Origin of the sequence: Lactococcus sp. EKM203L (assembly GCF_011800585.1) — a bacterium.
Classification (GTDB): Bacteria; Bacillota; Bacilli; order Lactobacillales; family Streptococcaceae; genus Lactococcus; species Lactococcus lactis.
Genome location: NZ_JAALEQ010000005.1, coordinates 112,795 through 137,289, shown reverse-complemented (window position 1 = coordinate 137,289; position 24,495 = coordinate 112,795). Strand labels below are relative to the sequence as shown.

The window sequence follows — 24,495 nt, the reverse complement described above, 5'->3', positions numbered from 1 at the left end:
AATTTACTTACCAATTTTGCGAGATTTAATGACAGATTCGTCAGGAGTCACTCGAATCGTTTTTTCACGGTCATAAGTAACAAACCCTGGAGCTGTTCCTGTTGGCTTGTGTAATTTTTTGACATCCAAAACATCTACTTGAACAAGATTGGAATAACGTGCTTTGCTGAAATAAGCTGCTAATTCCCCAGCAAAAGTAATTGTTTCATCAGATGGATTTGCATTTCCTGTAATCAAAACATGGCTTCCCGGAATATCCTTAACGTGAAACCAAAGATCGCCACGGCGTGAAAGTTTGAAACTGACTTGTTCATTTTGTAAGTTATTTTTACCTACTAAAATAATTGTTCCATCTTCAGCTTGATATTTTTCTGGTGGGAGCATTTTTTGCTTTTTATTACGATATTTTTGCTTAATATAGCCTGTTTGAATTAATTCTTCACGAATATCAGCAATTTCAGCAACGTCAGCATTTTCAAGATTTGATTCAACAGATTCTAAATAATGAATCGTTTCCTTGGTTTTAGCAATTTGCTCTCCTAAAAATTTGACGGCTTGTTTCAATTTTTGATAACGATGAAAGTAACGTTGAGCATTTTGAACAGGACTTAAAGCTGGATTTAGAGCAATTTCAATTGGTTCATTAGTATAGTAATTTTCCAAAGTTACACTTGCTTTATCATTAGGAACTTGATTTAAAAATGTATTAAGCAGTTCACCTTTTTGACGGAAAATTTCAGCGTTGTCAGTCGCAAGTAATTCTCGTTCTTGTTTTTTTAATTTATCACGATTTTTCTTCAGTTCATTTTGAATTTTTTTAATGACAGAAGCAGCAACCTGTTTAACACGGTCACGTTCGGCCTTATCCGCATAGTAAGTATCAAGCATTTCAGAGAGGCTGTCAAAACTTACAAATTCGTCAGCAAGTTTGATACTGGAAAAAGTATCATTAGGATAAATTGATGGAGTGACTGTCAGTAATTTTTCATTGAATTCTTTTACTGACAGACCTGTCAACGCATTTTTAGAATCACGTCCGATTCCTTGTAATTTTTGTTGTAATTGTTCAGTTTGTAAAGCTTCAAAAATTTCTTCGTCAGTAGCTTTGAAAGGGTCAATAGCAGTATTTAAAGGTGGTGCAATATAAGTTGAACCTGGTAGAATTGTGCGATATTGATTCTGTGAAAAGCCAATATGTTTAATGGATTCAATAATTTTTTGCGAGGTTTTTTCTAGTAGAATAATATTACTATGTTTACCCATAATTTCTGTAATTAAAGCAATTTTTAAACTGTCACCAATTTCATCTTTGGTTGAAATATGGAAAATAATCTGACGATCATTGCCCACTTGTTCAATTTGTTCAATAAAAGCGCCAGCCAAATATTTGCGTAAAATCATCACGAAATTATTTGGATTTTGTGGATTTTGAAAATCAGTTTTGGTCAGCTGAACACGACCAAAAACAGGATGTGCTGACAGCAAAAGTTTATGAGATTTACCAGCTGACCGAACTGTTAGAACAAGTTCTTGGTCAAAAGGTTGATTAATTTTTTGAATACGTCCACCAACCAACGGTTGAAGTTCAGCCGTCATGTGGTGTAAAAAAATACCATCAAAGGACATTAGGTGCCTCTTTCGTTTTATAATTCTTATAAGCAGTTTTCACTGTTAATTAGGGAGTGATTATATCTTTTCAATTTATTGACAAACCTGTCAGTAAATATGAGAAGTTTTATAATTATTTCTATGCCAATTTTACCAAAAAAAGAGTAATTTTTCTTCTATTATTAAAGAAGGGCTTGTATTTCTTTCAAAAATTTTGAAAAAACTTTGGATAAGTGAGAAAGTAACTTTTATCAGTAAAAAATGTTAAAATAAAATAGAAATAAGTTCAGGAAAATTAGTAAATTAGAAAATATAGGATAATTAAATGAATAAAATTGTCGGCATAGTTGAGCGTATTCTACGGATTATCATGTTTGTCGTTGCTGTGGCAATGCTTGGAGGAGCTCTCTTTTTATTAGGCTTGCATCAAACAAATAAAAACTTAGAGAAAATACCTGTTTCAGGAAAAATTGTTTACGGAACAGAGGTTAAAGCAATCCATGAAGTAACATACAGTTTTGAAGGAAAAGAATATCAAAAAAGACCTTTAGATGTATATTTTAGAAAATTAGGAGATGATGGCAAAAAAATTATTGTATATGTGGCTAAAGACCATCCTACTCGTATTTTCATTTCAAAGACTGGACGACCACTCATCGATTCAGCAGGACTGATTGGAGGTTGGAGCTTGGTTTTATTACTAATTTTATTTGGAGAACATCAACTTTTGCGTAGAATGAAAATGTTAGAAGAAAATTCCGAGAAATAAATAAAATACAAAATAAAATCATATAGAATAAAAATACAAAAATAAAATAAAAACACAAAAATAAAGAAATCGCTATCATTGGCGATTTTTTTATTTTGAAAATGTCATCTAAAATTGGTTGAAGGTCCTGAAAACGGGGGATTTAAGACTTAGTTGTTTTCACACAAGCTCTTGTGAAAGTCAGCAATGGTCAAGCAAAAACAAAAACCACCACGTAAGAAAAATAAAATTATTACTAAACGTAAAGTATTATCAGCAACGATGTCAGGAACTTTATTAATGACATCGGTAGTTATTCCAACAGCTTACAGCCTTCTTTCTAATCAGATCACAGCACAAACAGCTGCCTTGAATATTGACCTATTGCAAAATATCACTTCAAGTAATAATAGTGGTACAAGTACAACTAATCGATGGACCAGTAATTCAGGGAGCCACAATGTAGATTTTACCATCTCTGGTGGTGCTTTAGCGAATATCTCTGTACTACCAGGAACAAGATATGCTACTTTGGTGGTTCCGCCAGAGCTACGAGGTTATGTGGCTGCTACCGGGAATACTTCAGTCTCTACCAATATCACCATTGATTTCAACAAAGTTGCCCTCATTACTGCTATTGTGAATGCTGGAGATACATTGATATCTGATATTGCTCCGCTCTTGAGTAGTAATCCTTTGGTTACTCTTAACTTAGCTCAAGTGACTCAACAGCTCAACCTTTTACGAGGAATTCAAGATATTGGCGGCGGAACATTTACATCTACAACGACATTAAGTAATGAGAATGCACTACTTAGTGCACCATTAGATGATGGAGTAGGACATATTTTATCTCTGAACGTGAAAACGATTCTTCAAAACCTGGAAACCGCTGTTAATAATCTCAATGCAACAGGTCCAGGGGCTATAGCGGTCAATGCTGCTTTAACTCCTTTAAAGTTGGTTTTAAATGGAGCTATCGATGATGTTTTATTACCATTAACTAATGGAACAGGTAATATTTTAGATTTATTGTTAAATGTCTCAGCTCTCGGTGATACAACAATTACTATTCCTACCAAAATAACAGCGCCAACAACTATCCAAAGTGATATTGATGCAAAATTTGTAGGATCCGCAGTTCAGACAACTTTACTGGATGTTAACATTCTGAGTGGTGCAAATGGTATTTCCTATGTTTATTTAGCTGGCGATGTTAATTTAACGCTTGTCGCGCCAACTGGTGATTTGACAGTTACGACTTCAGCGGTTGGTGCTGCAGATGCGAGCGCGACTCTTCCGACAACTTTGAAAAATAGTGCTGGTGCAGATATACCAGTAACTTCTAAAATCACGAATGCTTCAGGTACAGCAGTAACGAATGGTCAATTGACAGCTGGCACCTACACAGTCACCTATTCAGCCACAGGTTATGACGATGTGACTCAAAGTTTAGTCGTTAGTGACCCAGCAGATACGACCGCCCCATCTGCCCCAGTTGTCAATGATGTGACGGGGAACAGCACGAATGGCTACACTGTGACCGGGACAGCCGAACCAGGTTCGACAGTCACAGTTAAAGATGAGACAGGGACGCCGATAGGTACAGGTACCGCTGGTGAAACTGGTGATTATAGTGTGACACTTCCAGGTAGTGTTGGTCCTAACGCTCCGTTGACTGTAACTGCGACTGACGAAGCTGGAAATGAGAGTGCCCCAACCTCAGCGACTACTCCAGCAGATCCAGTCAATCCCGTACTCGTCGCTCCGACTACAGGATTAACTGCGACGACTTCAGCCGCTGGTGCCGCAGATGCGAGCGCGACTCTTCCGACAACTTTGAAAAATAGTGCTGGTGCGGATATATCAGTAACTTCTAAAATCACCAATAATTCAGGAATAGCAGTAACGAATGGGCAACTATCAAAAGGAACCTATAAGGTGATTTATTCGGCATTAGGTTATAAAGATGTAACCCAAAACTTAGTCGTTAGTGATCCAGCAGACACAACTGCTCCAGAAGCTCCAAGTGTTGATACAATAACTGGGAACACTGATACAGGTTATACAGTAGGTGGTAAGGGGGAACCTGGATCCACAATAACAATTAAAAACCCAGCAACTGGTGAGGTTTTGGGAACTACTATAGTGGATAAAGATGGAAACTATAGCATCAAACTTCCGATGGGGGTTAAACCGGGTACTCAACTTTCAGCTACCACAACTGATGCTGCAGGAAATATAAGTGATCCAACAGACTTTATTATTCCGGTCTTGACTTCTGGAATGGCAATAGGTAATAGTGGGGATAATATGGGTGGTAAGTATTTCTCAAGTGGTAAATTACCATCAACAAATGGTGCAGACACTGGCTGGCTTGGTGTAATTGGAACAGTCATTCTATCTCTGCTTGGCAGTCTATTGTTCTGGCGTAAAAATAAAAAGGAGGATGAAAGCTAACACCTATAAAATTTTTCAAACAAATAATTAGTTAAAGTTTATAAAATACGATAGAATAAGAGAGTCAAGGCATATCCAACCTTGACATCTCTGAAATTCTTTTCAAATTACAAACATTGAGCCAGTCCATTCGACTGGCTTTTTTGTTGTTTAATGGGGTATTCAAATTATCTATATCAAAAGTAAGCTTTTTTCTTCATAAAATGTTATTTTTTTGGTATAATTACGTTAAGAGAATGAAATGATTCTCTATATCCTTTAGATTTTTTTAAGCTATATAGTAGTTTTAGAGGTGGCCTATTCGGTTAATCATCTAAGAGCACTAATGGGAGGAAATCAATTGTCTAAAAAAATATCAGTAAAAGTGGTCAAAAATAGTAAACAACAAACAGAGAGAAATACTCTGCTTGCAGACACCTTTGAAAATCGATGGTTCCAAAACGAATGGAAGCATAAATTTAAGACATTAACTTCTGGGGGGAGAAAATAAGTATTAAACAAAAGCCATCAAAATGATGGCTTTTATTATTTAATAGGGGCATGCATAAAAACTATAGTTAAATAACAAAAAAATTAAATAAAAATAATAATATATATTGACAAAAAATAAAAGATTTAATATAATATATTTGTAAATGAGAAAAAAATAATAAAAAACAAAAAAGGAAATTATGCCATGATTAAATTATTTTCTTCGACAAACTGTAGCTCAAGTAAAAAAATGAAACAATGGTTAATTACAAACAAATTAGAATTTGAAGAAATAAGTATCTTAGAAAATACTTTATTAAAAAAAGATATTTTAAGAATACTCTCATTAACAGAAACTGGAGTAGAGGAAATTATCTCTAAAAGAAGTAGTGCTTATAAAAAACTATCAAAAATCATTGATTTTGATGCGCTCACTCTAAATTCACTTGTAGAGTTAATTGTTCAGAATCAAAAATTACTGCGTCGTCCACTTGTGGTGGATGAACATAGGTTGCAAGTAGGCTATAATGAAGATGATATTCGTAAATTTCTTCCACGAAAAGTCAGGCAGCTTGGCATGATGACCGCTATTGAAAATGTTCGAATTTGGGATCAGGCAAAATAAGAATATCTAGTGAGGATTTGTTGAATTTTCAAAATATCTCTGTCTTATATTTTGAAAGTTAATTTTTGATTTTTGACTAATAAAAAGCTACAATTTTAACTATAAATAATTTGTTATCTATAAATTACTATAACTGAACTCGTTTAAAAATAGCGAATTCAGTTATTTTATGGAAAAAATATGTAGATTGAGAGATAAAATGAGAATTACAATTGCCGGTGCAGGAGCGATGGGGAGTCGTTTTGGTTTAATGCTTCATAAAGGTGGCAATGAAGTAACCCTTATAGATGGATGGCCTGAACACGTTAAAGCGATTAAAGAGCATGGTTTGCGAGCTAATTACAATGGAGAAGAACTCACCGCTCATCTATCGGTTGAGTTACAATCTGAGATTTCTTCTAAAGAAAAAACAGATTTAATTATTTTGTTTACAAAAGCCATGCAATTAGATAAGATGCTACAAGATATTAAACCATTAATTGACGAGCATACCAAGGTACTTTGCTTACTAAATGGAATTGGTCACGAAGATACTATAGAAAAATATGTTTCGAAAAATAATATCTTTATTGGTAATACTATGTGGACTGCTGGATTAGAAGGTCCAGGTAAAGCTAAATTATTTGGTGATGGTTCGGTTGAGCTACAAAATCTTATTTCGGGTGAGGAAGAAACAGCTAAAAAGTTAGCAGAAATATTATCAGAATCGGGACTGAATGCTAAATATTCTAACAATATTTATTATTCTATTTATAGAAAAGCTTGTGTTAATGGAACAATGAATGGGCTTTGTACTATTTTAGACACTAATATGGCCGGATTAGGTGAAACAAAACCAGCACATGATATGGTTGTTACTATTGTTAATGAATTTGCAGCAGTAGCAAAATTTGAGAATGTAAACCTTGATATTGCTGAAGTAGTTCAGCACGTTGAAACCTGTTTTGATCCATCCACAATTGGATTACATTACCCTTCTATGTATCAGGATTTGATTAAAAATAATCGATTGACAGAGATTGACTATATTAATGGGGCTGTTTCACGTAAAGGTAAAAAATATAAGGTAGCCACATCTTATTGTGATTTCTTAACACAATTAGTTCACAGCAAAGAAGAGTTATTAAAAGCAAAATAATAAATAATTGAATTTATTGAAATACTAGTGTTAATGCTAGTATTTTTGTTTTATCAGATACTCTATCAATGAATAATATAAAACTATTTGATAATGTTATAATGAAAGGTGAATATTATAAGGATTAAGATTATTTTTGGGGGATAGAGATATGAAATTTTTACACACGTCAGACTGGCATATTGGAAGAACACTCAATGGTTTTTCTTTATTGGAAGAACAAAAATATGCATTTGAGCAAATTTTATCTTTGGCAAAACAAAATCAAGTTGATGGAATTATCATTGCTGGAGATCTTTATGACCGAGCAGTTCCGAGTGCAGAATCAGTCATAACATTCAATCAGATGCTGAGAGAGATGAATATTATAGAAAAGTTTCCTATTTATATGATTTCAGGGAATCATGATGGAGCCAAAAGACTAAGTTATGCTAAGGACTGGTTGGATTTTAATAATTTACATCTACGAACATCTCTTGAGGAAGCCTTTATTCCAGTGGAAACAAAAGAAACTCAGATTTTTTTACTTCCCTTTTTTGACCCAATGGATGCAAGAATATATTTTTCGAATCAGGGATTAGATGAAGAGGACACAAAGCAAATTAAGACAATTGATGATGCGATGACATTGGTAATTTCTAAGATGAAAAGTCAGTTCAATAATAAGAAAAATCAGGTTTTAGTCACTCATTTTGCGGTGAGTCCTCATGAAGAAGAAATTGTTTTAACAAGTGAAACCTCATCTAAAGTAGGTGGATTATCGACCTTAAATGTTTCACAGTTTGCAGATTTTGATTATGTTGCGTTAGGTCATATTCATACTAGGTTAGCTTCCCCAAGTGATAAAGTACAGTATTCGGGAAGTCCAGTAAAATTTAATACCAAAGAAGCGTCAACACAAAAAGGAATCTTTGTTGTTGAAATTAAAGAAAAAATGCTCAATTCTAACTTTCTTCCACTACAAGTTAAAACAGATTTAGTAGTTCTTGAAGAAGAATGGGAGCAACTAATAAACCGTGATTTTTATGAAAGGCAACCACTTAATAAAGCTTGGTTTGCGATTACAATTAAAAATTTTGATCGGACGAAACTCGTGGGACAAAATTTACGTGCCCAACTCCAAAAGATTTATGGAACAATTATAGAACTTGACTATCAATTTGAAAAAAAACAATTAACAAGAAGTAGGAGTCAAGATATTGAAACGTTAGATAATGTGGAAATTCTTTCTAGTTTTTATAAATTTACTACAGGGGAAACGCTAGATGATGTACAAACAGCAATCATTGAAAGTACATTTAATGAATTAGAAGGAGAAAAATAAAAATGAAGCCTATATATTTGGAAATGAATTATTTTGGCCCCCATGAGAATTCTGTCGTAGATTTTCGACTGCTAGATGAATCTCCTATATTTCTAATTAGTGGGGACACAGGCGCTGGAAAATCCACGATATTTGACGCGATGACATATGCGTTGTTTGGAACAACAACGGGTGATAGAGATGCCAAAGAAATGAGAAGTCAGTTTGCAACAGCTGATGATAGGACAAGCGTGACTTTTTATTTTGAACAAGGAAATCTTTTATACAGAATTGAAAGAAGTCCTGAACAAAAACTCTCAAAGAAACGAGGCAGTGGATCTACTCTTCAAAAATCAACAGCGAAATTAGCTATTGTAGATAGAGTAAAAGGAATCGAGAAAAATAATATTGCAATAAATCCTAAAAACGTTGGAGAAGAAATCACTCGTCTTTTACATCTGAATGCCGAACAATTTAAAAAAATAATTCTTCTACCTCAAAATGATTTTTCGAGATTTTTGAAGTCTTCTACTCCAGATAAAGAGGCAATATTAAAAAGAATATTTGGTACCTACATTTTTACATCTTTTAGCAATGAGATAAAGGCTAAAAATTCAGAGATGAATGCTGTTTATTTAGAACATGATCGAAAACAACAAAATTTATATGAATCATCAATTTGGAACCCTTTTGAGTTAAAAGAACTAGAAGATGCAGCTGAACAAGAAAAACTGGATCTAGTCACGTCTCTATGGAAGGAACGTGTTGCGAGAAAAAATGAGATAGAAGGTCAAACTTTTGAACAAGAAGAAAAAGTAACTTCGATAGAAATAGCTTATAAATCCGCGTTGGAATTAGAAAATCAGTTTAAAAATCTAAATAATTTAGAAAATGATTACCAGCAGAATATTATTGAAAAGTCAGCTATTTTTGAAGAAAATTCCGAATATCTAAAAAAATTGAAATGGGCCTCTCCCTTAAAAGAAAGTATTCATGAATTAGAACAAGATATAAAACAGTCAAAAATTTTAAAAAATAATATTGCTGGGGTAATTTCTGAAAAAGCAAAAGATGAAATTCTTTTGAAAAAATTAACAAAAGAAAAAGAGGACTTAAATAAACAGCAAGAAAATATTAATGAGAATAAAAAAGCAGCAGAAAAAATATTTGTCCAGATTCAGCTATCACTTCAAGTAGAAAAAAAGCAATCAAAGGTTGAGGAATTAAGGTTAGAGCAAGTTGATAATCTCACACTACTAGAAAATTTTAAAGCTAACTTGGGACAAGCAGCCAAAAATATTTTAACTCTTCAAGATGATGTTATTTCTGATGACTACTTTATTAATAAAAGAGAAGAGAGAAATCAATTAGAATTAACATTTCGAGGGAAATTAATTCCGACCTTTCAGAAAGTGAAACATTCAAAAGATGATATTTTTGGGTTAGAATTAAAATTAAAAGAAAACACAATAACGCTTTCTGAAAATAAGGACAATCTAGAAAAGGCTAAATTTGCTTATAATGAAAAATTAAAAGGTAGAAGACGCTTGATGATCGCACAGCTGCAATCTGAGTTGCAAGAAGGCGAAGCATGTCCCGTGTGTGGTGCATTAGAACATCCGTTTACAGAAACTATTGAAGAAAGCTCTTATAAAGAACTTGAAAATTTATTGAAAGAGATTGATGAATCACAAAAGAAACAAACAGTCCTTTTGGAGAAAAATAAACAATTACAACAATTAAAGACTGAACTTAAAACTAGTCTTGATTTGAAAAAAATAGAGGCAGATGAGTTTGAAAAAGAACTTTCAATTCTTTATAGTGAATTTATTGCTGATTATTCACAAATATTTCCGGATTCCTTTGATGAAGTATCTATTAAGGAAAGTCTTTTAAATTTAACGAAATCGTTAGAGTTGGAAGAGGTAAAAAATGATGAAACAAAAGTAAAGCTTGCTGATTTGGAGTCAAAAAAAATTGAATTACAGGAAAAAGTAAAAGACTTTGAATATAGTAATCAAGAGTTTAATAGACAGATAGAAAATTTAAAAGCTGAAATAACGGAGATAGGGATTACTGAAACAAGTTATAATTTGATAAGGAAGCGAAATAGGCTAATGGAAAAAGCTGATTTATTTGAAAAACATCTGTCAGAACTAATGGCACAACTTTCAGATATTAAAATAAAAATTTCTTCACAAACGGCCAGCTTAAATTCATTGGAAAGTCAAGAAGCAACATTACTTGAAAGGATAAGCGCCAATAAAGAAAAAATAAAAGAAAAATTTTCTGAGCAAGAGGCATTCACGACAGAATTTCAAATATTAAAAGAGTGGGCTTATGATGATGATTTAATTCAGATTTCCCAAAAAGTTGAACAATATAAAGCAGATAAAGCAAGATTGAAAGTCGAAATTAAAAATATTCAGCAATTAATTCAAAATAAAAAGCGACCAAATCTTGCATCGATTGAAGAAGAAAAGAAACAGACAAATGAAAACTATGTTTTTTTGCAAAAAAAATTGGTGTCTGCTGAAAATGAAGTAGAGCAAGCGAAGTTAATTCTTAGTGAATTAAAAAAAGTCATAAAAGAACAAGAAAAGGATGCTAGCAAAAAATCTGCAATTACTAAGCTTTATAATGCAATTTCTGGTAGAGCTTCCGAAGATAAACTAAGGCTTGAAACATATGTGGTTCAAAATTATTTAGAAAAAATTCTTGATTATGCTAACCATCATTTTATTAATCAGTTGTCAAACAATAGATATCGATTTGAACTTGCTGGCGAGGGAAATAATCGACGAATGGATCATGGATTAGATATTAATATTTATGATAATGAAACAGGGGCGGCTCGTTCAGCTGATACCTTATCGGGTGGAGAAACATTTATAGCCGCATTGTCAATTGCTTTGGCTTTAAGTGAAGTCGTACAAAATACAGCTAATGGTGTCCAAATAGAAGCACTATTTATTGATGAAGGATTTGGTTCTCTTGACCAAGAAACATTACAAAAAGCGATGCAAGCTCTTGAACAAATTGGTGAAAATAGATTAGTTGGAGTAATTAGCCATGTAGAGGAAATGAAAGCAACTATTGGACAACAAATTATCATAAATAAAATGGGGGATGGTAGAAGTAATATTAAACCTGTCATTAAATAATTTTTTTTATGCTAACTAAAAATGATGTAATATTTCTATTTCAGTTGTAGCTTTGTGTTCAAGTAAATGTTATAATTACTCTAACGTATAAGAGTTATAGGAAGAAGCAATAAGGGAAATTGTAAATTATGAGGGAGTTAAAGGATTTTCTGCCACTTGGGAGTGTAGTTTTACTTGCTGGGGGAAGTGAAAAATTGATGATCATTGGTTATAAGCAAGTAGGGTTAGATTCAAATAGTGAGCTAGACTATTCAGCAATAGTAATACCAGAAGGATATAAAAATCTCAAATCAATTCGTTATTTTAATCAAGAAGAAGTTGTTTATATTTTTCAAATGGGTTTTTTAGATAATTAATTGAAAAGATTATGGAGTTAGTTCTATGAAAAGGCAGGAGGTTTTATATCTTTTGCTTTTTTTATTGTTTACAATTACTGTTGATGGCAAAAAATAAGAATTTTTGTATGTCGAAATCTTTTTATTTCGCTTTAAAAAAAATACAACAAGTATTATTGGATTCTTAATGAAAGAAAATAATTTGTTTATAGCGACTATTAGGTTGATATTAGGCTTTTACTCGATTTTTTAACAATTATGAATAATTATACATCATAGAAAGTGAGCTTTTGATGAATAAAAACTATTTGTCTATAGTGTAATCTATATAAAACTCTTTATAAGAGAGGAGTTGCGTCTTAAAAAAATATCAAAAAGGAAACTATTTATAAAAGCAAATCATGAATAATACTTCCAAAGACTTGAATTATTATTAATTTAAATGTATTATGTTGTTGTGAAACAATTTTATTTTAAACGAAAAGGAATAAACTATGGAGAAACTTAAGAAAGAAAATCTCAAAGAAGTAAACACTCAATTTCGTACTTGGAAATCTGGTAAAACTTGGCTTTATAGTTCTGCAGTTATTGCATTTATATTAGTAGGTGCTTTAGGAACTGAACTAGACGTACATGCAGATGGACAAGTTCTTAGTTCAGCGGGTGCTACTGGGACGGAAAATACCGCAACCGGAGGTTTAGGATCTAATGCCACCGCAGGCGCTGATAATGCCTCATATGCTAATTCACTGCAAAGTTCAATCACTTCTTCAAATATGGTGGTTGCTAGTAGTTTAGCAGCTACCTCAAGTGTGGCTAGTTCTACAACTGTAACGAGTACGAGTAACGTTGTTTTAAGACAAGATGGAACTTCAGTAATTTCAAACTCTTTAGGCTCTACTGCAGCTCCAACAGGACTTCCAGAAACTAAAAATACAACTAATACTGACGGAACTTATAGTGTTAATAGTTCTGTTAACAGAGTTGATTCCTCAGCCTCACCAGCTTTAGGAGTTACAAATAGCACAGCATTGAATAATAATGGGGCAATACAAGCTGGTAGTAGTGCAAACTCTTCAACATCATTTGATATTAAGCAAACTCAAATAGTACCTTCAGGAGAACCAGCTAATGATATTCTGTCTGGGGGAAATTATTCATGGACAGTTGAAGCCCCTTCTGATTTAGTAGAGGCTGGTCTATCAGTAGCAGATACCAAAGTAATTTATGTAGCAAATCAGGAATCGACAGCTAATTTACAAGGGACTACAACAACTCTCGCTGTAAAAAATAATGCAACGGCACAAACAATTGGTGGTTCTTATCAAATAATAAATGAAGGAGCTCAAAGTTACTATCCGAACGATGTGGTGGGAAGTGAAGGGTTTGTTCAATCAACTTCTACAACTGCAAAAAATTCTGCTATTGCATCCTCGATTGCTGATTTGTCAAAAACTACTAGTTCTATGGCGATTGATTATGCTTCATTGTCTGCCGCAGAATCACAAGCAATTGCAGTGGGTGGATTTAATGCAAGTGCGGCTTCTTTACTTACACAGATGACGAATCTATTGACTAGTATTACTGCAAATAGTACAGCCATTGCTTCAATGCAAAATATGATGAGCGCAGAAGAAACTGGCTATATCGTCACTTCAGCAGCCAGTACTGCAATGGTTAGCATTCAATATACTGCTGACTCAAGTACGACAGAAGCTTTAGCTAATACTCTTGGAGGTGCAGTAGGAAGTGTGGCTTCCCTTGTAAATGATATAGCTGCAGGTGCGGGCTCTGCTTGGGTTTCAACTACTGATACAATCAATCAAATTTTGAATGGTAACTTAGCTTCCTCTCTTGCAACATATTTTACTGGTGCTTTAGAGGCTGTTATTGATCCAGCTGTAAGTGTTCCAGACAACGTCCTTAAGTATGTTGGACTCTCAGCAACAGATTATGTGAATGGAATTATTTCAAGTTCAGTAAATACTATTCTTTCGCCTTTTAACCAGTTGTCATTTAATTCTATTTTAAATGGCGGTCAACAACAACTTAATAATTTAATTACTACAGTTTTAGGTACTGAAATATCTATTCCAAATCCACTTACTGGAGGAGCACTTTTCTCTGGACCTACTATTGGTGAACTTTTAAAAATTAATCCTACTAGTTTTGAACAAGGAATTTATAATGTTGCTACTCAGATTCAGTATATAACTACAGTTGCAGCGACAGCTTTACAACAGTATGGTAATAATGTTCAGTTTGCAATAAATTCTATTAATGAATCTGGAAAGGTATTGGCAAATGCTAGCTCCCCAACGAGCGGAATATTTACTGAAAATTATCTTGCACCAGTTGTTGATAACGGTGATGGTACCTTTACCGTTCAAGGAAGTGGTCATGGCTTTATTACTGCTGTAGCTAACTGGGCAACTAATCTTGTGACAAATTATACCCAATCAGTAGGTAATGAACTGGGAACGATTGTTACTCTACCAAGTTCGATTACAAATCTATTTGATGATTACTCAAGTAATACTTCTTATACAGGGCTTGCTATTGTAGATAACTTTTTGAATGGTATACTCAATACAACCACGGCAGCTTATAGTACCGCTTTAAAAGGATATAATTCTATTGTCCAAGGATTACAAGCAGATATTACAAATAGTTTAACAAGCGGAACTAATAGTATAGGGTATTCTTTAGGTCAAACTTTAGCAGGAATAGGCAATATTGCCAATTTATCAAATTCTGCTATTGCTGGTTCAATACAAGGAAATTTAAGCAGCCCACTTGATGCTATCCAATTTGGTATTGGTGTGATTGATGGTGTTCTCAGCCTTGGTGGGAATGTTGGTGCAAATGGTACAGGAACAGCTGCTATTCCTACAATAACAGCATCTGCAACTATGACAGTTGGGTTTACAGCACAAGACCCAAGCAGTCAGATTAGTCAAAACCTTGCATACGAAAACTATTATTATCAAGGTCAAAAAGCTGTTACAGGATCAAATCAGGATGGTATGTTTGTACCCGAAACGTTTGTAGTTAAACCAACTTTAAATGGAGCAACTACAACAATGGGGACTGCTGCAGCATCTACGCAAGGAGGGAATACTGCGGGAGTAAGTTTAAACAGCGCTCCTACACAGGCTGGTTATACAACAATTGTCTATCAAATGAACAATGAAAATATTAACCCTATAATTGCTCCAACTAGTGCTGTAACAATTACGACTCAATCTCAAACCGTATTTGTTGGGGATCAATATTCTCCAGATGCTGGCTTCGTTTCTGCAATTATCACTGGAGGTAAGAGTTTATCATTGGATGAACTCAGTGTATCTGGATACGTTAATACAAACTCAGTCTGAACTTATACAGTAGATTATAGTTACATTGATCCTATAACTGGTAAAATTTATAAATCATCTGCGCCAGTTTATGTTGCTTCTGGTAATCACCAACTTGCGGGAGCGTATTTACAAGGACAAATTTATGCGGATGGAAACCAACTAGCCTATGATTTTGTTCAAGTTGAAAATGATATGATGGACGCAAATACTTCTCAACCTACGGAAGGGACCCTTTATGACACTCATACAGGTAAAATTATTGCTACCGCCCATGGAAATATGGTAGTTGATAATATCGGTGCTGGTCATGTTGTTTTGACTTATAGCTTTGATGCTTCAAGTATTCCTGTGGGAGACATATTGACAAGTACAGTTACTTTTGCCGACCCAATTACTCTACCTGGATCAGGAAGCTTGACGGTTGTTGCACCAAACAATTCAAATAGTTCTAGCTCGACAAGTAATAGCAGTAATGTTGCATCTAGTTCTAATAACAGTGCTGAAAGTTCTAGTGCAACTAATAATTCAAGTATAGCTAGTAGTTCCTCAAGTTCTATAAGTAGTTCAGCTGCAACAGGAGGTGTAACATTTCCTGGTGAAGGATCACTCACGGTTGTCCCTCCTACCGGAACCACAGATCCAGGAGTAACTGGTCCAACAGGTCCTGAGGGTAAAGAGCCAGATATTAGCATTGGAGAAAATGGTGATTGGTATATTGATGGAAAAGATACGGGAGTTTCAGCACAAGGGCCAGCAGGTGTAGCAGGTAAAGATGGTGCCGATGGTCAAAATGGTACAAATGGTAAAGACGGAGAAAGTCCAACACTTACAATTGGAAATAATGGAGATATCTTTATCAATGGAAAAGATACGGGAGTTTCAGCACAAGGGCCAGCAGGTGTAGCAGGTAAAGATGGTGCCGATGGTCAAAATGGTACAAATGGTAAAGACGGAGAAAGTCCAACACTTACAATTGGAAATAATGGAGATATCTTTATCAATGGAAAAGATACGGGAGTTTCAGCGCAAGGGCCAGCAGGTGTAGCGGGTAAAGATGGTGCCAATGGTCAAAATGGTAAAGATGGAGTGAATACAGATGACACTCTTAGAAATAATATGAGAGTAAAAGTAATAGAAAAAGTACCATTTTCAAAAGTTAGGAACACTGCACTCTCTGTTCCTACAATATCAACTGGTAATAATTCAGCTCTTCGTAACAAGGTGAATGTTCTTAGTACGCCTATAGTATCGGAGCCGTTTGGAGCTTCACTTCCTACTACAGGCTCAGATGAATTAATGAGTTCAGAGTTGATGGCACTTGGCTTAGGTTTGCTTTCAGTATTGACAATTGGAGGAATTGCATGGAGAAAGAATAATTAACTAGTTTCTTTTGAAAATAAAATATAAGATTTCTTTTTTAAAATAAAAAAAGGCTCTCGTTTGTGAGAGCCTTTTTATTAGTTAGAGAAATTTTTCATGAAATCAATTTTTTCCCATCTCAGAATTCATCCAAACAGGCTCTAAACAGTTGCCGTCTAGATCTTGGACTTCAAGACCATACATCATTTCTTCAGAAATACCATTATCTAAATAAAGGCTTTTTCCGCCATTTTCATCTGCCAATTTACCAAAGTCCTTTACACTCTGCGCACTTGAAAAAGTAAATGAAATTAATGCAGCACTTGATGATTTTGTATCCGCAATTTCTTTTTCACCAATGAATGTTTTATAACGAGCATGTGATAGTAGCATGATAAAAAAATTTTCATCCCAAACCATGCAACTAACCAATTCATCTGAGAAATTAGGATTCTTTTTAAAACCTATTTTTTTATAAAAACTAGTTGATGCTTCAATATCAGATACTGGAAAATTTACAAAAACCATAGTTGTCATATTGTTTGCCTCCTTGTGTAAATGAAAACGTTCTCTAAACAATCTTACTTGAAGTATAACAGATAATAGTGCAGGAATCCAAACTTATGACTTAAACTTTTTGAGAACGAAATCTGCAATTTAGTATGGAAAGAAAACTGTGAGTTTTCAAATATATTAATTAATATTAAAAGATAAATAGCCTGAACGAAATATATTGATTAAATATTTAGCATATGCTATAATTGTGAAAAGATTTATAAGTTTTTATTTACTAGCATAGGAGAGAACGATGATAAGTACTAAACATTTAGATGTATTCTATAATGAAAATAAAGTTCTGAAGGATATTCAACTAGAAGTTAAACCTGGGAAAATCACTGGTATTATAGGACCAAATGGTGCAGGAAAATCTACTTTAATCAAGGCTATTCTCAATATTGTTCCACATTCTGGAAAAATATTAATAAATGGTAAGGTAAGTAAAAAGGAACTGAAAAATATAGCTTATGTAGAGCAAAAAAGTGATATTGATCATACTTTTCCAATTAAAGTTAAGGAGTGCGTATCTCTTGGTACTTATACGGGATTAAAGCTGTTTCAAAAACTTGGAAATAAAGAATGGTCAAGGGTTTCTAACGCTTTACAAAAAGTTAACTTATCAGAATATGAAAATAGGCAGATAGGTGAACTATCAGGTGGTCAATTTCAAAGAGTTTTGTTGGCAAGGTGTTTAGTTCAAGAAGCAGACTATATCTTTTTAGATGAACCATTTGTAGGGATAGACTCAATAAGTGAAAAGATTATTATGAATATTCTTCAAGATTTAAAAAGTCAAGGGAAAACTATTTTAATAGTACATCATGATCTAAGCAAAGTAAGAGAGTATTTTGATGACATTGTTATTTTAAATAGAGAATTAATTTCTTATGGTTCAGTAAGAGATAGTTTTAATCAAAAATACTTAAAAGCGGCATATGGAGATAATATATTTATAGGAGATTAAGAATCAAATGATACAGAATTTTATAAATGGTTTATATGAATTCCATTTTTTACAGAATGCTTTAGTTACAGCAGTTGTGATAGGCGTAGTTTCAGGAGCAGTTGGTTGTTTCATCATTTTGAGAGGAATGTCCTTAATGGGTGATGCGATTTCTCATGCAGTACTTCCTGGTGTTGCTATTTCCTATATTTTAGGAATAAATTTCTTTGTAGGGGCAATTATTTTTGGATTATTGTCGTCAATAATTATTACTTTCATAAAAAATAATAGTATTATCAAAGGTGATACTGCAATTGGAATTACATTTAGTTCGTTTCTAGCCTTAGGTGTTATATTAATCGGAGTTGCCAATAGTTCAACAGATTTGTTCCATATTCTTTTTGGAAATATTTTAGCTGTACAAGATATTGATAAATGGCTGACAATAGGAGTTTCAGGAATTGTTTTAATAGTAATCATTCTTTTTTTTAAGGAACTTTTAATTACATCATTTGACCCATTGATGGCAAAAGCAATTGGAATGAAAGTGAATTTTTATCATTATCTTTTGATGGTTTTATTGACGTTAGTATCCGTAACTGCGATGCAAAGCCTCGGAACTATTTTAATTGTTGCTATGTTAATTACGCCAGCAGCAACAGCATATTTATATACAAATAGCTTGAGGAAAATGATAATTCTCTCCTCTTCACTAGGGGCAGTTTCTTCCGTTTTAGGTTTATTTATAGGTTACAGCTTTAATATTGCTGTCGGTTCAAGCATTGTCATTACTTCATCTATCATTTTTGCAATTAGTTTTTTAGTTTCACCAAAACAAAATTTTATAAAAAAGAAGGTTAAAATTGATGATCAAAAAATATAAAAACATATTGATAACTTTTATAGCACTAGGTACTATCGTTTTTCTAGTAGGTTGCTCAAATAAAAAAACAGACCAAGTCACAGATAAAAAAATAAATGTGGTCGTGACTAATTCAATTTTGGCAGATATTACAAAAAATATTGCTGATGATAAAATCAATTTACATAGTATTGTTCCTGTTGGTAAAGACCCGCATGAATATGAGCCTTTGCCTGTAGATGTTCAAAAAACTTCTAGAGCAGATTTAATCTTTTACAATGGTTTAAACTTGGAAACAGGTGGAAATGCATGGTTTACAAAACTAGTGAATAATGCAAATAAAAAAGAAAATATTGACTATTTTCCTGTAAGCACTGGAGTTGAGGTCATTTATCTTGAAGGAAAGAACACTGAAGGAAAAGAAGACCCGCATGCTTGGCTCAACTTAGAGAATGGAATCATTTATGCAAAAAATATTGAACATCAGTTATCAAAAAAAGATTCAGCTAATAAGGATTTTTATAAAATTAATTTAGAGAAGTATGTTAAAAAATTATCTGATCTTGATCAGCAAGCAAAATCTAAATTTTCTTTAATACCTGAAAATGAAAAGATGATTGTAACGAGCGAAGGTTGTTTTAAATATTTTTCTAAGGCTTATAATATTCCCTCTGCTTATATTTGGGAGATAAATACAGAAGAAGAAGGCACGCCAGACCAAATAAAAAATCTAGTTAGAAAGTTAAGAGCTACTGAACTCAAATCGCTTTTTGTAGAAAGTAGTGTTGATAGTCGACCAATGAAAACAGTCTCTAAGGATACAGGAATTTCAATTTATTCAACAATATTTACAGATTCAGTGGCGAAAAAAGGAGAAAATGGGGATAGCTACTATAGTATGATGAAATGGAATTTAGATCAAATTTATAAAGGTCTTGCTAAATAGTCTTTAAAATTCATATACTTTCAAAAAAGGACTTAATTTTAGTTCTTTTTTGAAATATGTAAATTAATTAATTTATGAGGGAATATTGTCTTTATAGATTTGAAATTAGGTTGATTAAAATACTTAACTTAATAAATATTTTAGTATAATTAAAAAAGGAGGCTGAAATGAAATTGCTATTAATTGATAATTATGATTCATTTACTTATTTGCTTGCACAGTATTTTGAGGAATTAGATTGTAGTGTAACAGTGGTTAATGACCAAGAGAAAATGAGTCAGAAAATTAGAATTTCTCCGGATTTTATTTGTGAAAATTATGATGCGATTATCATTTCTCCAGGTCCAAAAACACCAAAAGAAGCCGTTTTTAGTAGGGATGTAGTTCAACTATACGCTGGAAAAATTCCTATGTTAGGAATTTGCTTGGGTCAGCAAGTCATTGCTGAATGTTTTGGGGGAAATGTTGTTCTTGGTGAGAGTCCAATGCATGGGAAAATTTCTGTCATTCGTCATAATTGTCAAGGAATTTTTAAAGGACTTCCACAAAATTTGAAAGTTGCACGTTATCATTCGTTGATTGTCGATAAACTACCTGATGATTTTGAAATTGATGCGCAGAGTGAGGATGGTGTTATTCAGGCCATTCATCAGCCAAAATTAAAATTGTGGGCTTTACAATTTCACCCAGAAAGTTTAGTTACTGAATATGGTCATGAAATGTTAAATAATTTTTTGAAAGTGGTGTAGTCTTTTGAAGGAATTTATAATAAAAAATACGGATATTTGGAAAATTTTCCTAAAATATTATCGGTCAGATGAAGAAATTGTTTTTTTACATAGTAGTCAGGTGACCGAAAATGAGCATTATAGTATTTTAGCTCATAAACCTTATAAAAAGGTTTCAAAATATAAGGGTCAAGTGTTTTTTAATGGTGAAAAAAAGAAGTTCAATTTTTTAGATGCGGTAGATTTGCTGAAGGATGAGAGAGTTGAACGACCTAAAAATTGGCCTTTTTATCCAGAATTATTGGGTTTTGTAAGTTATGAGCAAGATCCGGCTTGTTTTGCAGCTTATGATGAAGTTTTACTTTTTGACCATAGAACAAAACTGTTACGTGTCGTGCAATTTGAACAAACTGATGGCCAATATTGGCTGACTGAATCGGAAGAAATTGAAGTGGATTCAGAGATTGAGTTTGATGGTCAGAATGGCATAGGTGCTGTTTTTATTGACCAAACTAGGCAAGAATATATTGCTTCAATAAAAAAATTACAAGATTATATGAAGGCTGGCGATATCTATGTTGCCAATTTGACGCAACAATTTGAAATTTGGTCCGATCAAAAACCTATTGATGTTTTTAAGAAAACAAGGAAACAAATTCCAGCTCCTTTCTCATCATTTTTACAATATCCTGAATGGAAAATGACGCAAATTTCAAGTTCAGTGGAACGCTTTGTTTCTATTCATGATGGAGCATTAATTTCAAAACCAATTAAAGGAACAATTGCCAGAGGAGAAAAGGTTGTAGCTGATAGATTACAAAAGGAAATACTTTCCAATAGTAGTAAAGAACGGTCTGAGTTACTGATGGTGACGGATTTATTGCGTAATGATATTGCCCGAATTAGTCAACCTTTTTCTTTGTCTGTCCCTAAATTTACAGAAATTGAAACTTTTTCTCATGTTCATCAACTGGTGACTTCAATAAAAAGTAGAATTAAAGAAGATTTGACTTTTTCAGAATTTATGACGGCTTTATTTCCGGGAGGGTCAATCACAGGTACACCTAAGAAGCGGGCAATGGAGATTATTAAGGAAGTTGAAAAACAACCTAGAGGAATTTATACAGGGATGCAGGGTTGGTTAAGTCGAGAAATGGATATGGATATGAACATCGTGATTCGGACATTAGTTCATGATGGTGAGCATTATCAGCTTGGTGTAGGGGGTGGAATTACATTTGAGAGCGAAGCAGAAGCAGAGTTTTCAGAGATTTTACTAAAAGCAAAACCCTTTTTAGATATTTTAGGCCTGAAAGATGTTCCAAGTATTTTATTTACAACAGGTCTTGTAAAAAATGGTGAATTGTTAAATTTAGAGGGTCATATCAATCGCTTGAAAAAACAATACCATCATCCAGATTTGGAAGAAAAATTGAGAAAATTTGCCCAAAATGTTACTGACGGAGTTTTACGTGTCAGTACTGACGGAGATTCTTTGACCCCTGAGATTCGTCAGCTGACGCATTCAAATGAGGCCTATCGAGTTAAACTGTCGTCAATTAATGACAAACCTAGTCTTTTGTCTAACTTTAAACTTTCAGGCCCAGATTTTCAAAAGGTCTTTCGTCAGGAAGTCTTAGAAGCGAAAAAAGAAGGGTTTCAAGATATTCTATTTCATACAGATGGTTTGGTCAGTGAATTATCAATCGGAAATTTTGTGGCAAAAAAGGGTAATCAGTACGAAACGCCAGCCAAATATGCTCTAAAAGGAACTTTTTTAGATTTATTTGCGAAAAATCATACGCTAATATATAAAGATATTGCCCTTTCTGATTTGAAAACTTACGATCGTTTTTATATGACAAATGCTGTCAGAGGATTAGTTGAAATAAAAATTGATGGAATTTCCTAATATAAGTCCTTGGTTTTACTAACCAGGGCTTTTTTGGGGCAAAAATTACTGACAGAATCTGTCAGTAAAAATATTCTAAAAATTTACTGACAAAAATAAATTAAAATTAAGAAATACATCTCAAGTCTGAATTTTTAATCGCAAAAATGAGTTACAATAGATTTTATAAAGGAGAGGAGCGTGAAGATGATTAAAATCTACCAAAAATCAAGTTCAAACCAGTCAGCTGAGCGCGTTACCAGTTGGTTTAAAAAGCGAAATATTCCTTATGTTGTCATTTCCAAAACTTCATTGTGTAAAGAAGATATTGTCAGAGTCTTAGAGCTTTCAAATAAAGGTTTTGAGGAAATTATTGTTTCGGAATCAAAAGCACCCAAACTTTATTCAGAATTAAGAAGTTCTTGTGATATGGACCAAATTTCGACGGAACAAATGATTCAATTTATTTTGAAAAATCAGCAATTATTACGTTCACCAATTACTTTTGATGACCGTCGTTTACTTATAGGTTATAATAACGAAGATATTCGGACCTTTATTCCTTGGCGTCTCCGTTAGTGAATTTGACCTGCTCTTTTGATATAATAATTTTAATGACAAAAGACAGGACATTAAGATGAAAATTGAACTTTTTGAGGAAGATATTCCCGAATTTAGTAATGAAATGATGACATTAACCCAAGTTTTTGCCACTTTTAAATGTGGTGAAGACTTGCAAATGGCACGTTACAATTTAAAAAATCAGCCGGAAATTTTTCAAAACTATCCTCAAGTGACACAGATGTTGGAAAAAAAGGATGTTTTACCTCTGACCCTTGTAGATGGAGAAATTACATTGATTGGTGACTATCCAACGGTGGAAGATTTGACAGAAATCACGGGCTTAAGTTTTCAAAATCTCGGATGTGAAGAAGACTGTCAGGACTGTTCTTGTCAGTAAAATTTACTGACAGAAATGATTAAATTCAAGAAACTAATAATAAAAATAAAAAACCTCATAGTTCTGAGGTTTTTTTGTGTAATTTAATTTTTTTATAAGCCCACTCGTAGTGCGATGACATAGAAGACTGAAAATATTGACCCAGACTAGTTGAACCTGTCCAATCAAAATATTTTTTTGTGAACAATTCTTTGTTTGAAAAATTTTCAATGAGGGTGATTAGCTCCATATGGCTTTCAGAAAGTTGTTGTGTTATCTCAGATAATGATTTTTTTTGCCCATTTATTTGAAAATTATCATTCATTTCACCATAATTTTTCCAATTATAAGGAGAGGGCAGAAAGGGCGTTTTCTCTCCTCTTTTATTTTTTTGACAAAGTTGATTAATAACTGATGCCACTCATAGAGATGAACCATGACGTCTCTTAGATTTTTATCTCTTGCCCAATGCTTTTCTTTTTTATCTTCAACTTTAAAGGTAAAATTTGTATTTTTTGTTTCTTCGTTTAATGAATTGATTAGTGAACATAATTTCTGCCAACTTTCTTCAGAAAAAGTAATTAATTCCTCTTTGGATTGGGCTCTTGCCATTATAATCCCTCCTTGAATATATTAAGTACATTTTATCATTTTTGAATACCTTTTCAAAATGACATCCAAAATTAAGATTTTCACAAGAGCTTATCGATAATTTTCTTTTAGATTTAGTTGGATGTTCTCTCTAAACCAAATATTCGTAATTATTTGACTCCATCATTTTTTAGGACTATAATCAATTAGAAAGAGGTGATAAAATGAAAATTACATTTAAAACTTTGGATGGTCGCACATTGAACAAAGAATTTATTGATGCTAATGACTTTATTCGTCAACAAAACCTTGAAATTCCAGCAATTGATGATTCTGCAAAAGTAGTTGAAGTTCTTATCGATGAAAAACCTTATGATTTTACAGGTAATATTGCTGATTTGTACTTCAAATTAAACAAATAATCTATTTACAAACGAAATTAAGAAACAAAATGACCTTCTCAAAC

Annotated in this window: 20 protein-coding genes and 1 pseudogene; 18 read left to right on the top strand and 3 right to left on the bottom strand. The window is 33.2% G+C overall.

Features of this window, described 5'->3' with window-relative positions; genetic code table 11:
* Positions 1–3: 3 nt before the first annotated feature.
* A complete protein-coding gene (locus tag HFD15_RS09940; protein WP_058208808.1) occupies positions 4–1,626 on the bottom strand; it encodes an NFACT family protein in 1,623 nt (540 codons plus the stop codon).
* A 307-nt stretch (positions 1,627–1,933) separates the two neighbouring features.
* Here HFD15_RS09940 and HFD15_RS09935 point away from each other — a divergent pair, with 307 nt between their 5' ends.
* The 10 genes from HFD15_RS09935 to HFD15_RS09890 all read left to right on the top strand — a co-directional run bounded on the left by HFD15_RS09935 (position 1,934) and on the right by HFD15_RS09890 (position 16,591).
* Positions 1,934–2,377, top strand: a complete 444-nt coding sequence (locus tag HFD15_RS09935) for a hypothetical protein (protein WP_058208807.1) — start codon at positions 1,934–1,936, stop codon at positions 2,375–2,377.
* A 186-nt stretch (positions 2,378–2,563) separates the two neighbouring features.
* Positions 2,564–4,816 carry an adhesive domain-containing protein gene (locus tag HFD15_RS09930; RefSeq protein ID WP_058208806.1) on the top strand — a complete coding sequence of 751 codons (2,253 nt, stop codon included), beginning with the start codon at positions 2,564–2,566 and terminating at the stop codon, positions 4,814–4,816.
* A gap of 340 nt (positions 4,817–5,156) precedes the next feature.
* Positions 5,157–5,306: a hypothetical protein gene (locus HFD15_RS09925; RefSeq protein WP_012897949.1), complete on the top strand. Its 150-nt coding sequence runs from the start codon at positions 5,157–5,159 to the stop codon at positions 5,304–5,306.
* A gap of 186 nt (positions 5,307–5,492) precedes the next feature.
* On the top strand, positions 5,493–5,912 hold the full coding sequence (locus tag HFD15_RS09920) for a Spx/MgsR family RNA polymerase-binding regulatory protein (protein WP_017864580.1): 420 nt from the start codon (positions 5,493–5,495) through the stop codon (positions 5,910–5,912).
* Positions 5,913–6,111: 199 nt separating this feature from the next.
* The gene (locus HFD15_RS09915) at positions 6,112–7,050 is read left to right on the top strand and encodes a 2-dehydropantoate 2-reductase (protein ID WP_167593582.1); all 939 of its coding nucleotides are present in this window, start codon (positions 6,112–6,114) and stop codon (positions 7,048–7,050) included.
* Positions 7,051–7,201: 151 nt separating this feature from the next.
* Entirely contained in the window at positions 7,202–8,374 is a 1,173-nt protein-coding gene (locus tag HFD15_RS09910; protein ID WP_058203158.1) for an exonuclease SbcCD subunit D, read from the top strand.
* 2 nt (positions 8,375–8,376) lie between these two features.
* Positions 8,377–11,517: an AAA family ATPase gene (locus HFD15_RS09905; RefSeq protein WP_058208692.1), complete on the top strand. Its 3,141-nt coding sequence runs from the start codon at positions 8,377–8,379 to the stop codon at positions 11,515–11,517.
* Between the two features lie 128 nt (positions 11,518–11,645).
* Positions 11,646–11,873 carry a DUF4176 domain-containing protein gene (locus HFD15_RS09900; protein WP_033899013.1) on the top strand — a complete coding sequence of 76 codons (228 nt, stop codon included), beginning with the start codon at positions 11,646–11,648 and terminating at the stop codon, positions 11,871–11,873.
* Positions 11,874–12,346: 473 nt separating this feature from the next.
* A complete protein-coding gene (locus HFD15_RS09895; RefSeq protein ID WP_167593583.1) occupies positions 12,347–15,229 on the top strand; it encodes a KxYKxGKxW signal peptide domain-containing protein in 2,883 nt (960 codons plus the stop codon).
* Positions 15,230–15,406: 177 nt separating this feature from the next.
* Positions 15,407–16,591, top strand: a complete 1,185-nt coding sequence (locus tag HFD15_RS09890; RefSeq protein ID WP_167595092.1) for a hypothetical protein — start codon at positions 15,407–15,409, stop codon at positions 16,589–16,591.
* A 102-nt stretch (positions 16,592–16,693) separates the two neighbouring features.
* On the opposite strand, the gene HFD15_RS09885 is transcribed toward HFD15_RS09890, so the two are convergent.
* Positions 16,694–17,107, bottom strand: a complete 414-nt coding sequence (locus HFD15_RS09885; RefSeq protein ID WP_058208059.1) for a VOC family protein — start codon at positions 17,105–17,107, stop codon at positions 16,694–16,696.
* A gap of 271 nt (positions 17,108–17,378) precedes the next feature.
* Here HFD15_RS09885 and HFD15_RS09880 point away from each other — a divergent pair, with 271 nt between their 5' ends.
* The 7 genes from HFD15_RS09880 (at position 17,379) to HFD15_RS09850 (ending at position 23,459) form a co-directional block, all read left to right on the top strand.
* Positions 17,379–18,092, top strand: coding sequence for a metal ABC transporter ATP-binding protein (locus HFD15_RS09880; protein WP_033899005.1), 714 nt, complete (start codon positions 17,379–17,381; stop codon positions 18,090–18,092).
* Between the two features lie 7 nt (positions 18,093–18,099).
* The gene (locus HFD15_RS09875) at positions 18,100–18,954 is read left to right on the top strand and encodes a metal ABC transporter permease (RefSeq protein ID WP_058208058.1); all 855 of its coding nucleotides are present in this window, start codon (positions 18,100–18,102) and stop codon (positions 18,952–18,954) included.
* Complete coding sequence (locus HFD15_RS09870) at positions 18,938–19,879, top strand: metal ABC transporter substrate-binding protein (protein WP_058208057.1); 942 nt, start codon at positions 18,938–18,940, stop codon at positions 19,877–19,879. Before HFD15_RS09875 ends, HFD15_RS09870 begins: the two co-directional genes overlap by 17 nt.
* 167 nt (positions 19,880–20,046) lie before the next feature.
* Positions 20,047–20,628 carry an aminodeoxychorismate/anthranilate synthase component II gene (locus HFD15_RS09865; RefSeq protein WP_058208056.1) on the top strand — a complete coding sequence of 194 codons (582 nt, stop codon included), beginning with the start codon at positions 20,047–20,049 and terminating at the stop codon, positions 20,626–20,628.
* A gap of 4 nt (positions 20,629–20,632) precedes the next feature.
* A complete protein-coding gene (gene pabB / locus HFD15_RS09860; protein ID WP_058208055.1) occupies positions 20,633–22,519 on the top strand; it encodes an aminodeoxychorismate synthase component I in 1,887 nt (628 codons plus the stop codon).
* Between the two features lie 186 nt (positions 22,520–22,705).
* Entirely contained in the window at positions 22,706–23,077 is a 372-nt protein-coding gene (locus HFD15_RS09855; RefSeq protein ID WP_017864571.1) for an ArsC/Spx/MgsR family protein, read from the top strand.
* Between the two features lie 58 nt (positions 23,078–23,135).
* Entirely contained in the window at positions 23,136–23,459 is a 324-nt protein-coding gene (locus HFD15_RS09850; RefSeq protein WP_033898988.1) for an arsenic metallochaperone ArsD family protein, read from the top strand.
* 55 nt (positions 23,460–23,514) lie between these two features.
* Here the strand turns inward: HFD15_RS09850 and HFD15_RS09845 are convergent.
* Positions 23,515–24,050 (bottom strand): annotated as a pseudogene (locus tag HFD15_RS09845) (ClbS/DfsB family four-helix bundle protein).
* A 203-nt stretch (positions 24,051–24,253) separates the two neighbouring features.
* On the opposite strand from HFD15_RS09845, the gene HFD15_RS09840 reads away from it, so the two are divergent.
* Entirely contained in the window at positions 24,254–24,451 is a 198-nt protein-coding gene (locus tag HFD15_RS09840; protein ID WP_012897925.1) for a hypothetical protein, read from the top strand.
* Positions 24,452–24,495 lie beyond the last annotated feature (44 nt).

What these genes read in the sequence shown, in the direction of transcription:
- HFD15_RS09875 (WP_058208058.1), top strand. Translation starts at nt 18,100, where the DNA reads ATGATACAGAATTTTATAAATGGTTTATATGAATTCCATTTTTTACAG.
- HFD15_RS09895 (WP_167593583.1), top strand. Translation starts at nt 12,347, where the DNA reads ATGGAGAAACTTAAGAAAGAAAATCTCAAAGAAGTAAACACTCAATTT.
- HFD15_RS09915 (WP_167593582.1), top strand. Translation starts at nt 6,112, where the DNA reads ATGAGAATTACAATTGCCGGTGCAGGAGCGATGGGGAGTCGTTTTGGT.
- HFD15_RS09940 (WP_058208808.1), bottom strand. Translation starts at nt 1,626, where the DNA reads ATGTCCTTTGATGGTATTTTTTTACACCACATGACGGCTGAACTTCAA.
- HFD15_RS09900 (WP_033899013.1), top strand. Translation starts at nt 11,646, where the DNA reads ATGAGGGAGTTAAAGGATTTTCTGCCACTTGGGAGTGTAGTTTTACTT.
- HFD15_RS09910 (WP_058203158.1), top strand. Translation starts at nt 7,202, where the DNA reads ATGAAATTTTTACACACGTCAGACTGGCATATTGGAAGAACACTCAAT.
- HFD15_RS09935 (WP_058208807.1), top strand. Translation starts at nt 1,934, where the DNA reads ATGAATAAAATTGTCGGCATAGTTGAGCGTATTCTACGGATTATCATG.
- HFD15_RS09930 (WP_058208806.1), top strand. Translation starts at nt 2,564, where the DNA reads ATGGTCAAGCAAAAACAAAAACCACCACGTAAGAAAAATAAAATTATT.
- HFD15_RS09890 (WP_167595092.1), top strand. Translation starts at nt 15,407, where the DNA reads ATGGACGCAAATACTTCTCAACCTACGGAAGGGACCCTTTATGACACT.
- HFD15_RS09870 (WP_058208057.1), top strand. Translation starts at nt 18,938, where the DNA reads ATGATCAAAAAATATAAAAACATATTGATAACTTTTATAGCACTAGGT.
- HFD15_RS09840 (WP_012897925.1), top strand. Translation starts at nt 24,254, where the DNA reads ATGAAAATTACATTTAAAACTTTGGATGGTCGCACATTGAACAAAGAA.
- HFD15_RS09855 (WP_017864571.1), top strand. Translation starts at nt 22,706, where the DNA reads ATGATTAAAATCTACCAAAAATCAAGTTCAAACCAGTCAGCTGAGCGC.
- HFD15_RS09920 (WP_017864580.1), top strand. Translation starts at nt 5,493, where the DNA reads ATGATTAAATTATTTTCTTCGACAAACTGTAGCTCAAGTAAAAAAATG.
- HFD15_RS09905 (WP_058208692.1), top strand. Translation starts at nt 8,377, where the DNA reads ATGAAGCCTATATATTTGGAAATGAATTATTTTGGCCCCCATGAGAAT.
- HFD15_RS09880 (WP_033899005.1), top strand. Translation starts at nt 17,379, where the DNA reads ATGATAAGTACTAAACATTTAGATGTATTCTATAATGAAAATAAAGTT.
- HFD15_RS09850 (WP_033898988.1), top strand. Translation starts at nt 23,136, where the DNA reads ATGAAAATTGAACTTTTTGAGGAAGATATTCCCGAATTTAGTAATGAA.
- HFD15_RS09885 (WP_058208059.1), bottom strand. Translation starts at nt 17,107, where the DNA reads ATGACAACTATGGTTTTTGTAAATTTTCCAGTATCTGATATTGAAGCA.
- HFD15_RS09865 (WP_058208056.1), top strand. Translation starts at nt 20,047, where the DNA reads ATGAAATTGCTATTAATTGATAATTATGATTCATTTACTTATTTGCTT.